The organism is Amycolatopsis sp. H20-H5 (assembly GCF_035828755.1).
Taxonomy (GTDB): domain Bacteria; phylum Actinomycetota; class Actinomycetes; order Mycobacteriales; family Pseudonocardiaceae; genus Amycolatopsis.
In genome coordinates, this window is sequence record NZ_JAYMZS010000052.1 from 24837 (window position 1) to 38561 (window position 13725).

At 65.7% G+C, this 13725-nt stretch carries 9 protein-coding genes; 2 read left to right on the forward strand and 7 right to left on the reverse strand.

Annotated features, from left to right (window positions below):
• Nucleotides 1-116 precede the first annotated feature (116 nt).
• From QMK34_RS26040 to QMK34_RS26070, 7 genes are all read right to left on the reverse strand, one after another.
• Nucleotides 117-401 (reverse strand): helix-turn-helix domain-containing protein, encoded by a 285-nt coding sequence (locus QMK34_RS26040; protein WP_326417043.1) that lies wholly within the window; start codon nucleotides 399-401, stop codon nucleotides 117-119.
• A 448-nt stretch (nucleotides 402-849) separates the two neighbouring features.
• A complete protein-coding gene (locus tag QMK34_RS26045; RefSeq protein WP_326417012.1) occupies nucleotides 850-3264 on the reverse strand; it encodes a TOTE conflict system archaeo-eukaryotic primase domain-containing protein in 2415 nt (804 codons plus the stop codon).
• A 23-nt stretch (nucleotides 3265-3287) separates the two neighbouring features.
• Nucleotides 3288-4454 carry a hypothetical protein gene (locus QMK34_RS26050; protein ID WP_326417013.1) on the reverse strand — a complete coding sequence of 389 codons (1167 nt, stop codon included), beginning with the start codon at nucleotides 4452-4454 and terminating at the stop codon, nucleotides 3288-3290.
• A complete protein-coding gene (locus QMK34_RS26055) occupies nucleotides 4451-4822 on the reverse strand; it encodes a hypothetical protein (protein WP_326417014.1) in 372 nt (123 codons plus the stop codon). Before QMK34_RS26055 ends, QMK34_RS26050 begins: the two co-directional genes overlap by 4 nt.
• Before the next feature lie 863 nt (nucleotides 4823-5685).
• Nucleotides 5686-6645: a DEAD/DEAH box helicase gene (locus tag QMK34_RS26060; RefSeq protein ID WP_326417015.1), complete on the reverse strand. Its 960-nt coding sequence runs from the start codon at nucleotides 6643-6645 to the stop codon at nucleotides 5686-5688.
• Between the two features lie 79 nt (nucleotides 6646-6724).
• The gene (locus QMK34_RS26065) at nucleotides 6725-6955 is read right to left on the reverse strand and encodes a hypothetical protein (protein ID WP_326417016.1); all 231 of its coding nucleotides are present in this window, start codon (nucleotides 6953-6955) and stop codon (nucleotides 6725-6727) included.
• Nucleotides 6956-7349: 394 nt separating this feature from the next.
• The gene (locus QMK34_RS26070) at nucleotides 7350-8624 is read right to left on the reverse strand and encodes a hypothetical protein (RefSeq protein WP_326417018.1); all 1275 of its coding nucleotides are present in this window, start codon (nucleotides 8622-8624) and stop codon (nucleotides 7350-7352) included.
• Nucleotides 8625-8966: 342 nt separating this feature from the next.
• Between QMK34_RS26070 and QMK34_RS26075 the strand changes: the two genes are divergently transcribed.
• Together QMK34_RS26075 and QMK34_RS26080 are read left to right on the forward strand one after the other, a co-directional pair.
• The gene (locus QMK34_RS26075) at nucleotides 8967-11789 is read left to right on the forward strand and encodes a helix-turn-helix transcriptional regulator (protein ID WP_326417020.1); all 2823 of its coding nucleotides are present in this window, start codon (nucleotides 8967-8969) and stop codon (nucleotides 11787-11789) included.
• Nucleotides 11790-12057: 268 nt separating this feature from the next.
• Entirely contained in the window at nucleotides 12058-13506 is a 1449-nt protein-coding gene (locus tag QMK34_RS26080; protein WP_326417021.1) for a hypothetical protein, read from the forward strand.
• The last annotated feature ends 219 nt before the right edge of the window (nucleotides 13507-13725 follow it).

Here is a 13725-nt window from a genome sequence, read left to right on the forward strand (position 1 = left end):
GAAGATACCGCCGCGAATATCACCGGCGGACTCGCCCGGCTCTTGCCAGCCGCCTACGCCAAGGGCAAAGGCGGCATGAGATGGCTTCCCTCACGACGAGCGTGAAGTAAATAGGTTCAAGATCGTGGTCGTCCGTGGGCGTCGCGGGTGGGGACGCCGCGTTCCCGGAGTTTGGTCAGCACGGTGGCGTGGTCGACGCCCAGGCGCGCGCCGACTCGCACAAGTGACCAGCCGATGTTGTAGAGATGGATGGCGGTGTCGACCTGGTCGGGGGAGAGGCCGCGGCGGCGCATCGGTACGTCGTGTCGATTGAGGATGTTGCTGACCGTCCGTCGTTCGATGCCGAACCGGGTACCCAGTTCGTAGGTCGTCGCGCCCGCGGCGTAGCCGTGTACCAGCATCTGGACTTGGTCTTGATCGAGCTGTCGCGCCCGCCGTGGCTTGGGCCGGTTGGCGGGCAGAGACGGCAGGGGTGAACTCTCGCCACTAATCGCGTGGGGATCGTGACGGTGACCTGGCTTGTCAGCCATCTGTTCTCGCGCGAGTTCGACGAGTGCCTTCGCGATCTTCTTGGCATCGGGCGGGTCATGACGGACACCACGAACACGGAGCTGTGTTGAATCCACGCGACGTTGAACCCCGCGACGACCCTGCTTCGAATCTGGCTTGCCGTCCAATACCCCACCTTTGGCTATGAACCAGCACTTGGCTTGGTATCGCCACTCAATCGTGTGTATCCCCGTGGACGGGGCGGGTTGTCGCCTGGTCGTCTGGTCAAGATCAGCTGGCCGGACGTGGTGCTCGTGGTCAGCATTGCGCATGCGCCTGTCTGTAGCTTGCCGCTCCTGCTCAACGTATTGCTGCTCGGCGGGGGTCGGGGAAGCCGAGGCTGACGTAGCCGGGTGCGCGTTTGGCCAGTGACGAGGCCAGGACGCCGGTGTTGATGTCGTGGTAGTCGTGGACTTCGGCAGTGGCCTTGCCGGCGTGCGCGCGGAGGATCCGGCCCGCGTACTGGACCAGGCGTCCCTTGAACGCGATCGGTGCGGCGAGGAAGAGCGTGTCCAGTGCGGGGCAATCGAATCCTTCGCCGACGAATGGTCCAGTGGCCACGACCAGTAGGGGTATTCCTTCCGCGGGTCGGAGGCGGGCGAGGGCGTCGCGGCGGGCGGTCGTGGTCATGCCGCCGCGCAGCACGATCACGTCGAGCGAACGTCGCCTGAGCTCGTCGGCGAACCGTTCGACGTGGGTGGTCCACTGGGTGAGCAGCAGGCAGTGCCGACCCCGCTCCAGCGCAGCGACCACGTCGTCGACGACCTGGGTGAGGCGGGTGTCGTCGGCCACGAGATCGCGGTAGATCGCCGCCATCCCGCCGGGCTTGATCGGGTCGGCATCACCGGCATAGCGGTAGGCGGTGTCGTGCACGTGAAGCACGGGCATCGGGCGTTGCGCGGTCGTGTCCAATTCGAGTTGGGGTGTGCTGTCGTCGCCGGGGCGGGCGGAGTGGACAATGGTGTGCCGGACCGGGCCCAACTGGAGGGCTATCAAGTCGTCGAGCTTGTCGCGTCGGTACGGGGTGGCGGTGAGTCCGAGCCAGCGGCGGGCCGGGATCTGCTTGACGGCGTGCTCGAACGCGGCGGCGGGGATGTGGTGGCACTCGTCGACGACAACCAGCCCGTAGCCGCTGGTGAGCTTCTCGATGTCGCTCTTGCGAGCCAAGGTTTGCAGCATGACGACATCGATCACGCCGCCAGTTTTGCGGCGACCGCCGCCGAGTTGCCCGGCTTTGACGTCCAGCATTTCGCTGATGCGGGTGCGCCATTGGTCGGCCAGGGTCTTGCGGTCGACCAGCACGAGCGTGGAGGTCGCGTGGGTGGCGATGACCGCGCAGGCCATCACGGTCTTGCCCGCACCCGGCGGTGCGACCAGCACACCGAGATCATGGTCGCGTAGATCGTTTATGGCGTCTTGCTGCTGACGGGTCAGCGTCGCGGCGAATGTGAACTCTCGCGCCTCGCCGGTCTGCCGTTCGTCGGTGACATCGAGACGGCTGCCCGCCTGCTCGACCAGCGAGGCCACCACGTCGTGCAACCCCCGGGGCAGGATGAGCCCGCCATCGAGAGTTTCGTCGTAACTGCGCAGGAACCGCGGTGTGTCCCATGTGGACATCCGGAGTCGCTGGCGCTCGTAGAATGCTGGATTCTTCATCGATGCCGCATGCTTCAGCGTCGCGTGCAACGCCGGTGTCAACTCGCCAGATTCCAGGTGGATTCCCGAGCCGACCCGGGCGTGCACGATGGGTGCCGCGGTGGCACGGATTCGAGTCGAGACCGCAGCATCGATCTTGTCGATGCCGGCGCCGACAGTGACTCCGCCGGCGCGGCGCGCGACCCGATTGACCTCGGCAGGGCTCATTCGGCCGAGCGAGGACAGGTACGCCCACTGGTCATTGTGTGGTTCCATCGTCGCCAGATCGAGGAACACCGTCGCGCCGTGTGCGCGGGCCTTGCCGTGCAGAGGTGCGGCGATCAGATTCCCCACGCCACCCGAGGGCAGCACGTCCTGCGACGGGAAGAGCCGGTCGTAGCTGGCCAGGTCCATGCGACCACGCACCGCCATCGCCTCCCGCAACAGGGCGGTACCAAGTCGGCGAGCTGTCTCTGCGGGAACGGGTGTAGCCAAGAAAACCCACGCATGGGCGCCTACCCCCGAGCGCGAGACCTCCAGCGCTGCTGGCACCGACCACGCCCTGGCTGCCTTCAGGTAGGCCAGGGCGTCCAGCATCGCCATCGGGCCGTCGAAGTCGGCCGCCAGCCACCAGCACAGGTCGCCGTCCAGCAGCGGATACAGCCCGACATGCACGTCACCGGTCAGATGCGTGCGCAGCACCTCCTTGCTCAGCGGCAAATAGTCGCGGTCCTCGTGCTGGACGCCCTTGCGCCACCCGCCGCGCACCGCTGGCAACCAACCCGCTTTGCCACTGCGCGTGTTCTCCCATCGCGTGGCGTAGATGTCGGTGCGCGCGGCGAACAGGGCGGCGAAGAAGTCGACTTTGACTTCCGGGCTGGATCGCCGGTCGACCGGGCCGGGGTGCGCTTCGAAGAAGCCGGTCTGCACCGGGCCGGGCGGAGAGGCTTGTTTCGGCGTCAGCTCCAGAAGCCGCAGCAACCGCGCGTTCTCCGTACGCAACTGCGTTGTCAAGGCACGGAGCTCCGCGAGTTCCTCGGCGAGCCCCGCCGCCTTCGCTGCCTGGAGATCGTCTTCCACGGAACCCACCGTAGAGCGAATGGTCAGATGCCGGCTCGGTTGAAGCGTTCGATGAGGCTCGGTTTGCGCGCGTGTGCTTGCCGCAGCGCGAGGGTGCGCGAGGTGAATGCGTCGTCGTGATCCTCGCGTTCGGCGAGCGCTTGGAGGTCGGTAAGCAGTGTGACAGCGGCGTCGTAGTCGGCAGGTTTGCGAGTGGCGAGCAGTGTGTCGACGCGTGACCACGCGGTGTCTTCGTCCTTGGCCAGCTTGTCGAGTCGTCGGTCGCGAGCCGGGGCGAACGCTTGCTCCTGGCGTGCCTCGTCTTCGACACGCTGCAGGGCCAGGCGACGCTCGCGGTCAGCCCGCAGGCGGGCCGCCGCGTCGAGCAGGTCGGCCACGGTCCGGCGGGCTGGGGTGGGGATAGCCGGAGCGGCCTCGCCGCGGAAGCGGTGCAGCAGGTCCATCCGCACCCTCGTGGTCTCTCCCGACAGGACCCGCACGAGGAGCCGGTTCTTCTCGCTGACCGGCAGATGGGTCACCCAAGCGGCGAGGTCACCGGGATTGTCGGCGGTCTCCTCCAGCGGTGGAGAAGCCTGGGCCGCGGTTGTGAGGAGGTCGTCGTCGAGGCGGAGAAAGTCGGCCAGCGCCCGCTGCGCGGCAGTGAGTCTGCCCAGCCCGGGCGGAACCGGTGGTTCGAGATCGTCGTCGGCGTCGCGGTCGAAAACGTCCTCGTCGCGCTCCCATACGCCGTAGGCCGCCAGCCATGCGAGATAGAGCGGCCGCAGGTCACCGGCGGCGAGTTCGGTGCGAACTCCGACGATCGCTGACAACAGGGTCTCGGGGTCGTAGTCGAAGTCGAACTCGCCGGCGTGGTCCTCGCTGGTGAAGTCGAGCACGATGAACTCGTCCGTAAGCCAGGCGCTCGCCTCGTCGCCGACGCAGTAGTCCTCGACGACATCGGGATCGAGCAGATCGCACGGCAGCCGAAGCATCACCCGGTGGGTACCCCAGTTCGCGACATACAGGTGCGCGTCGTAGTAGTGCTCGATCAGGCTGCGCGGGTCACCTTTGAAGTCGCCCCAGTGATATTCGTTCACGAAGCTGGACGAGGTGATCCTCGCCCGGGTGGACAATGATCGGACTTCGGCCTGCTCGTCATCGTCCAGCGGCCGGTCGATCGCCAGGAACTCGTAGTACTGGTACTCGCTCACTGCCCGTCCCGTTCGTCGGCATCGGTGAACGGCTTCGCCCGGAAACTCGAGTCGTCGCCCAGGTGGAAGAACAGATGGCCCTCGATCATGTCGTCGTCGACCAGGACCGCCCAGCCGCGTCCGCTGACCTGATCGCCCTCGTCGGAACTTTCCCAGGTGAACTCCACGCCGGGGCGGCCGTCCCGCTCGACCGGGCGGCAGTCCAGCCAACCCTGGACGGCGATGAAACCGAACTGGCCGGTCCCGTTCCGGGCGAACTTGACGTAACCCGGCTCGACCAGGTCGATCGCGTCGCGGTCCCAGCCACTCATCGCCACGATCCGCCATCGACCGGTCATCCGGGCGCTGAACTTCGGAGCCCTTGCCATGGGTGTCAGCGTACTGAACTCGGTGGGATCGCTTCGAAGTACCACCGTTTGACGGTGCGCCGGAGAATCCCCAGTATGTCAAGACCGAGGTCGTCCGTGTGCGGACGCCACGTCTCCGAAGGCCGTTCAGGACGGTGGTCGGGTCGACGCCCAAGTGTTCGCCGACCCGTGCGAGTGACCAGCCGAGCGCGTAAAGATGGATGGCAGTGTCGACCTGATCGATGGCGAGGCTGCGGTGACGTATCGGCACGCCATGCCGACGGAGGACGGCGCTCACAGTCCGCCGTTCGATGCCGAATCGGGCACCCAGCTCGTACACCGTCGCTCCAGCCTGATAGCCGGCGATGAGTTCCTGAACTTGGTCGGTGCCGAGTCGGCGTGCCCGCCGTGGCTTGGAGCGGTCGACGGGCGGTGTGTGAATCGGTTTGCCGGGGTCCGGCAGCTTCCGGAGCAGGGCCTCCAGGGCTTCTACCTGGGATTTTGTGTTGTAATATGCTCCCCCCAAGGTCCACGCATCGGAGGCTCGTGCCCGCAAGGGTGCGGGCCTTTTGCGTTTCGCCATTGCTTCTGGGGGCCCAGCCCCCAGACCCCCAGGGTGCGTTCGGTAACTGATCCAGCGTGGTCGGGTGTTTGTGATAAGAAAGTTCAAGGTCCACGGGAAATTCGATTTTAGTGTTCCGACCTACGAGTTTTGCTGTTAGGAGGCTGTTTCCGGCTTCGACTCCCCGAAGGTGTTCTTGAGGTGCTGGTTGCCTTGCAGACTCGTGCATGGCCGTAAATCGATCACCACATCGCGAACTCGCGACGGCAGCAGAAGAGTGCGGTAGATCGCCATTCCAGTGCGCTGACGGTGGCTCTCAGGTTCAGGTCGATTTGTTGCGGCGGCGGGGATCCGTGAAGCCGAGACTGGTGTAGCCGGGTGCGCGTTTGGCCAGTGACGATGCCAGGACGCCGGTGTTGACGTCGTGGTAGTCGTGGATTTCTGCGGTGGTCTTGCCGGGGTGCGCGCGGAGGATCCGGCCCGCGTACTGGACCAGGCGTCCCTTGAACGCGATCGGTGCGGCGAGAAACAGGGTGTCCAGGATGGGGCAGTCGAATCCTTCGCCGACGAATGGTCCGGTGGCGACGACCAATAGCTGCGCCTCTCCGGCGGGAGTGTTGAGTCGGGCGAGGGCATCGCGCCGGGTGGTGGCGTTCATGCCGCCGCGCAGCACGATTGGGTCGACGCCACGTTGCCGCAGCTCGGTCGCGAACCGTTCGACATGGGCTGTCCACCGGGCGAGTGGCAGGCAGTGCCGGCCCCGTGTCAGCGCGGCGATCACGTCCTCGACGACCTGGGTGAGGCGGGCGTCGTCGGCGAGGAGATCGCGGTAGATGGCCGCCATTCCGCCGGGCTTGACGGGGTCGGCGTCACTGAGGTAGCGGTAGGCGGTGTCGTGCACGTGGAGCACCGGCGTGGGCCGGACGGTGGTGTTTTCGAATGCGAGTTGGGGCGTGCTGTCCTTGCCTGGTGGGGCGGAGTGGGTGATGGTGTGACGGACCGGGCCCAGCTGGAGGGCGATCAGATCGTCGAGCTTGTCGCGGCGATACGGGGAGGTCGCGTGGGTGGCGATGACCGCGCAGGCCATCACGGTCTTGCCCGCACCCGGCGGTGCGACCAGCACACCGAGATCATGGTCGCGTAGATCGTTTATGGCGTCTTGCTGCTGACGGGTCAGCGTCGCGGCGAATGTGAGCTCCCGCGGCTCGCCGGGCTGGCGCTCGTCGGTGACATCGAGACGGCTGTCGACGGCGAGGAATTCGTAGTACTGGTATTCGCTCACTGTCCGTCCAGTTCATCGGCGCCGGTAAAGGGTTCTGCCCGGAACTTGAGTCGTCGCCCAGGTGGAAGAACAGCTGCCCCTAGATCGTCTCGTCGTCGGCACGCGCCGCCCAGCCACGTCCGCTGACCTGGTCGCCTTCGTCGACACCTTCCCAGGTGAACTCGACACCGGGCAGGCCGTCCCGCTCGGCCGGTCGGAAGTCCAGCCGACCCCGAACGGTGATGAAACCGAACTGGCCGGTCCCGTCACTGGCGAACTCGATGAACCCCGGTTCCACCAGGTCGATGGCGTCGCGGTCCCATCCGCTCATCGCCACGATCCGCCATGTGCCGGTCAACCGCGCCACAGACGCCGGAATACGCTTTGCCACAGGGCGTTCGCCGAGCCGAGGGTGACCGGCCGGAGCGATCACCGCAGATTAAGGCGACTTCACTGTGGCACCGGCGAAGGCACGGGAAGTGAACTCGACACCGGTCCTGCCCTCCCGCTCGACCCGGTCGCGAACGGCGACGAAGCCGAACACCTCGTGCCATGACGCGTCTGAGTAACCATCGCGCGGCGGATCGGTTCCGGGGATTCGCCCGCCCGCTCAACCGTCCGCGGCGGTACTGGATCGCGACGCACGCCTTCGAGCCACTGCCCGAGGTCCACGCACGATTCAGGTGTCCACCTGCTGTGGGTACCTTCCTCGCCTTGCGCGATATCTAGAGGGCGAAGTACTGGGAGGTCTTGCCGTCGTAGCCGAGTACCTTGCCGTCCGGGCACCTGATGGCGATCCGTCCCGTCGCGCTCTTTTCCTTGGCACCGAACTGGTCTTTGAGCTTGTAGGAGAACCGCCAGCGCACGTCGGCGACGCTGGTTCCGGATGAGAGCGCCAGCATGTCGACCTTGAACTTCAGTAGGGCCCGGTCGACGATGGGCCCGCATCTCATCGACTGCGGGTCGACGTCCACCCGGAACGGTCGCATCGTCTCGAAGACGACGTTCCCGATCATGATGAGCTCGCCGGTCCGATCGTTGACGAACCGCTGTGGTGTAAAGGTGAACCGCAGGTCGGCCGAGGCGATGTCCACGGGCTGCCCGCCCACGAACATTGTCCGCGGCCGGAACCTGACTGGCACCCGCTTCGTCGTTCCTCGCTCCGCTGCGGTCGCCACGTCGAATGTGTGTCCCCCCGCCCCGTCAGGTCGGGGAAGCCACACCTTGGGTGGATGCGCGGCCTGCTCGGGTGCGGTCACGAGGAAGACATCGCGGACATCCGCGGCCACCTGGAGGTCGGCGTCGAAAGTCTCCGTGTGGTTGTCGGTGTCAAGGTGCGGGCCGAACCGCACGCCCGTCGGGATAACCCGCTCGAGAGGGGCCGAAACGGTCGTCCCCGGCGGCTTGGTCGTCTCGGCAGCCAGCGAATCACGCCAACTGTTCGCATACGTGAGCACCTCGATCGCGCTCACCGGGTCGCGCTTGTAGTGATCGACCACCTTCGTCATGACCAGGCGGTTGATCGGCTCGTGGTACACGGAGTCCGAGATTTCGTACAGGACAGTGCGCCAGGCGAACCGGGGATCCTCAGCCCAGCCGTGCACCACTTCGTTCAGGAAAAGGTCAAGGGCGCTGAGGGCGGCGTCCTTCGACTCATGCAGGTCGCCTTTCAGATAGACGCGCTTGCCCTGCGGTTCGTTGTCCGGTCCGAACCGGCGAATGGTCGTCGCCAGGGCGACCGGTGCCCGATAGGTCAGGTCGTTGACGTCCTTGGGAGCTGATGCCTCGCCCAACACAGTGAGCAGGACGCGGGTGGCGTCGTCGTGCCAACCCGGGATGGCGCACACTTCCGCGTACTCCAGGAGATCGCCCCAGGTCGTCCCGTTCTTGGTCGCCTGCCAGAGCCGTGTCAGCGTGGCGACGACGTCGCGCAGCATTCTCTCGCGAGGACCACTAGTGTGGAAGTTCAGCATGCTCAACGGGATCATCGGCGCACTCACCTACTGGCTCGATTGATTGACCTGCTGAGTACAGCGACCTCGGTCGCGAGAACCGAGGGCCCGGCGGGCAAGATTTTGACTCCCGTCACTTGCCCCTAGGGGCAGTTGTTGATCTTGGCGGCGATGGAGGCCGGGCAGTTCGGGTGCGGGGAATGCCCCAAGGGGTCACGTAGGCGACACCCCGGAGTGGCCTATGACGTGTGCTGCGGCTGTCAACGTGTCGTTAGGCTCATCAGTCGCCAGGCGAACTTTGGCGGTGGAACCAGACCACACCGGCACTAACGGTGCCAGCCGGATACCTCCGCGCGTCATTGTCGAGCTATTCGATGGGAGTGAATTACCGTGGACAGTTCTGAACTCCCGGGAGCGGCGTCGACCTCAGAGATATTCGTGGGCCGGGAGCGCGAGCTTCACCTGCTCCATGAGTGCGCTGAAGGCGCGGCCGCGGGCCAGTTGTGGTTCGCGTTGCTGGAGGGTCCGCCAGGAGTCGGCAAGTCGTGGCTGGTCACCAGATTCACCGCCGCGCTGACCGAATGGACAGTGTGGTCGGCTAGGGCGGATCCGAGTGAAGGTGACCTCCGATTCGGTGCCGTCTCGCAGCTTGTCGCGCACGCTGACCGTGCTTGGCTTGGCGGCGTTCGCACGCTGGAGTCGGGGCCGCATCCGCAGACGCCGCCCTCCACTGTCGGTGCACAGTTGCTGCAGTTGATTGGCGAGGCCCAAGAGGCGGGGCCGGTGTGCCTGGTCCTGGAGGACCTGCCATGGGCGGACTCGGCTTCGGTCGAGGCGCTCGGCTTTCTGCTGCGCCGGCTGGACGCGGACCGCGTTCTCGTGGTGGTCACCGCACGCACCGAGGACTACGAGGGTGTCGACGCGGGCGGGGGAGCCTGGCGCCGCTGGCTGACGGCGCTGAACCGGGTGACTCGACTCAGTCTTGCCAGCTTCTCGGTGGAGGACGTGCTTGCCCTTGGCAAGCACAGTGGGAAGACGCTGAGCCCGGCGGCGGCTTCGCGGATAGTCGCGCATACGGAGGGCAACCCGCTCTACGTCCATGAGGTCCTGGCCGAGGTCCCGGAGTCGGGCCTGCCGTTCACCGCCGCTGTGCCGTTGCCGCGCACGATGGCAGAAGCCGTACGGGGAAAGTTGACCAAGCTCCAGCCGGACAGCCGTAGTCTGCTCGGCGCCCTGGCGGTATTGGACGCCAGGGTGGCGTTGGCCACCGCTGCCAGGGTCGCCGCTGTACCGGACGCGGCGAGCGCTCTTGAACCACTCCTGGCCTCCGGCCTGGTCCGGTGGTGGCCTGCCGAACCTGTCAGTCCCATCGAGATTCGCCACCGGCTGCAGCGCGAGGCGGTATACGAAGCGATGGGCCCGGTCACCCGGCGAAAGCTCCATGCGGCCGCTGTTGCCTTGGCCGACCCGAACTCCGCCTGGCTCCACCGAGTCGCTGCCGCTGACACTGTCGACGCCGGCTTGGCCACCGAACTCGAGGTTGCCGCCACCGGTTTGCTCGACTTCGGTCAAGCGGGCCGTGCCGCCACGATGCTGCGCTGGGCCGCTGACCTGTCGGCGACCCGCGCCGAGCACGAGCGCCGGCTGCTCGACGCCGCCAAGGTCCTCGCGCAAAATCTCAGCCTGGTAGGCCGTGCCCTGACGCTGGAGCCTGCGATCGCGCAATGCGCTCCGTCCGCGCTGCGCACCTATCTGCTGGGCAGGCTGGCCATGGTGAAGGGCGATCTTGTCACCTCTGAGTCACTCCTCTCGGAGGCGTACGAGGCATCACGCGATCAACCAGGATTGACGAACATCGCCGGCGCGGTCGCCGGTGAGCTCCTCGGCCTGTTCACCTGGCAGGGCCGAAGTCGAGAGGCGATTGAGCTGGGATCGACGACCTTGCGGATCATGCCGCCATCGATACAAGCTATTGCCAAGGGCAATGTGGCGGCCTGTGTTCTCTTCGAGGAGGGACCGGCGGCGGCACTTCGACGTTTCGCCGAGCTCACCTCGCTCGGTGAAACCGGCCGGAAGGTTGAGCGGAGCCAGGTCGACCTGCTGGTGCACCGGTCGACCACCCATCTGCTGTCCGGAAGTATCACGGCGGCGATCGATGATCTCACCGTGGTCTTGCAGATGTCGCGTGACGGTGCGCTCGTCAACCTGGAAACTCACGCCTATCAACTGCTCGCTTGCGCGCACTATGTGCTCGGCAGCTGGGACGACTCCGCCGTTTTCGCGGACCGCGCTGTCGTGCTGGCCGAGACGACGGGCGCACCGTGGGAGTATGCGCCAGCGTATTCCGCGGCGGCGATGATCGCGGCAGGCCGCGGGAACTGGCACCACGCGGAGCAGCACGCTCACGCCTCTGAACAGCACTTCCGGACCATTGGCCCACCTCAGTTCCTGGTCTTTCCCGTCCTCGCCGCGGCCATGCTGGCGCAAGCGCGTGGCGACTATGTGGCTATGTTGCTGGCCCTTCAGCCAGTCACCCTGCCGGTGAACGTGAGCGGCTGGACGGCGGCGTTCGAGCCCTGGTGGTTGCCGCTCAGGGCCGAGGCGTTGATCGGCGCTGAGCGGCTCGACGAGGCGCAGACGGCTCTCGGCAGGATGAAGGAGTTCGCCACCGACGTGCCCTACCTGCGGACCGGGCTGGCTTGGCTGTCCGGCCGTCTGGCGGAGAAGAGCGGCGATTCCGTGACCGCCCTGTCGTGCTATCAGACTGGTGTGGCAGCTCCCATGCCCAAGGACAACTCGCAATTGTACCTCGCTCGTCTTGAGCAGGCTTATGGCCGACTCCTCGTTCGTCGGCCTGGGACGCGGCGCGCGGGAATCGGCTGGCTTCGGAGTGCCCAAGAGCGTTTCGCGGCGATGGGGGCGCGCCCGTTTCTGGAAATCTCATCCAAAGAACTGAGTGCTCGCGGCATACAGATTGACTCGCAACCCACAGATCCCTTATCGGGGCTGACTGACCGTGAACGCGAGGTAGTTACTCTCATTTCGCGGGGGTTTCTCTACCGGTCGGCCGCAAAAGAATTGTATGTCAGCGTCAAGACCATCGAGTACCACATTGGTAACGCGTACGCCAAGCTCGGTGTCACCAACCGTTCAGACCTTGCGAAGAAGCTTGCCGCTGCCGAGGGGGCCGGGCCAGGAGGATCACCGCGGTAGGAGAGCACACCGGCCGTTTTGGTTGCGTCCACAGTCGAAACGCCGCCAGGCGGGGGCTCTTGCGCCAGTAGGACGCTTCCACCGCTCAGCGCCACTTGCCTGACCTGGTGCCGGTCGTTCTGCTGGCGAGTACAAAGGGCACGATGGAATGCCCTTGTGGGCGACGTTCGTGGCGCTGTGGACTGGCCCCGCGAGACGTTCTTCCGTACGAAGGGCGGAGCTAGAGTCGGCCACTGACCTCCACTGTCGATCCTAGCCAGGGGGAACGATGCAATCCGGCGACTCCGCTTCCACCGGTTCCGACCAAGGCGATGCCCTGGAAACTCGACTGCGGGTGGTCGCCCGCTGGTTGGCGAGCACTTGGTCAGAACAGCAGGCGCGCTCCTTGGCGGACAGTTGGCCAGCGCGGCAGGCAGTCGTCTGGGACCAGCTCATGCGGGCCGCGACCCAGAAGTTCGTGCCGCAGTGGGAGCATGATGAGGACATCGACACACTGCTCGCCACCCTTGCCAAGGACGGCACTCCGAAAAACGACGAGATACTCGACGACCGAATCAGCGCAGCCATCGAACAGACTATTCACGAGTCTCGCCCGGTACCGATCCAGCAGGCTGGCAGAGGCGAGCGGGCGGTAGGGAAAGGCAAGGAAAAGGAGGACCACGGCGAGTCGGATGACCGACCGGCCGGGTCTCCCGGTGGCGCGGCCGGGTCGCGCACGAGGCGAGCCGCCCTGGCGGCGCTTGGTGACCTTCGGCGGGCACTCGAGACCGGGTGGGCGAATGCCTCGGATCCCTGGAGCGTTGTCTGGGAAAACCTGGAGCAAGAGCTGCGCGAACGACCCGTGGTCATGATGGCGGCGAAGCAGCTGCTCGACGAGTTCGCCCCGTCTGGTCCGGCGAATCTGCCGGCGGCGCTCGCTTTCCTCGACAAGTACACTCCCGTGATCGCCGACGACGTGGCGGCGCTGGATGACGATGATCGGGTGTACTTCGATCATGAAGCGGTCGCCCCGCAGGTCGAAGAGGTGGCGGCGATCCGATTCGGTGCTGCCCCCGGTGCCGCTTCAGTTTCGGTGCGGGTACCTGCCAGGAAGTTGGTGGCGTCGGGTCCGGTCCTCACCATTTACGGCTTCGACGGTGCCGCACACCCGTCCAGGGTCCGGCTGGTGCACTACGACTCGGATGGCGAAGGACTTGACGACTCGGATGGCGAAAAGCTTGACGACGCGGACCGCGAAAAGCTTGACGACGCGCGCCGCGGGAAGCCCGATGAGGCGACCGCGGCGGAGGGGGTGGACACACTGGAGGTGCCGATTCGATTCAGCAAGTGTGCGTACATCGACGGTGACAAACTCCCCCTCATGTCGGCCAACGTGAAGTTCACTTACATCACTCAGCGATTCGCCACTCGCACCGGAGGCCGCGTCTCGGTCCGCGGCACCGACCTCGAGATGATGCGAGCGTTCACTGTTGCCGTCGACAACACCTTCTGCTCATCCATTTTCAAAGAGGTGAGCCTGTCCTTCAGTGTCGACATGAAGGCGTCCGAGAACGGGGCCAGTTTCGCTGATGTGGGCTGGATCCTGCGGTATACGATACGCGACGAGGCCGGGGGCAAGAAAGATGATTCCTCCGGCACGATCGCCATCGGCGGTCCCCAAGGCAAGATACTCGACTACACAGGCGCGACGCCGGGCTTCTTCACCATCCGGAGGTGATGGACTGCCTGATCATCACCAGACTCGAAAGCGCCGCGCCCCGGCCGCGGCTGCCCCGCACCGCGCGTTCGGCTATGTCTACGTGGGCAGCGTACTTTTCTTCGCGCTTGCGGCGATCGTGGCCGCCACCGTGCCCAGTGGACTGAAGAGGCATGTTCCTTCCGTGCGGCGGCAGCGACGAATTAGAACAATGCCCAGAAACAGGCATCCAGTGGTCTT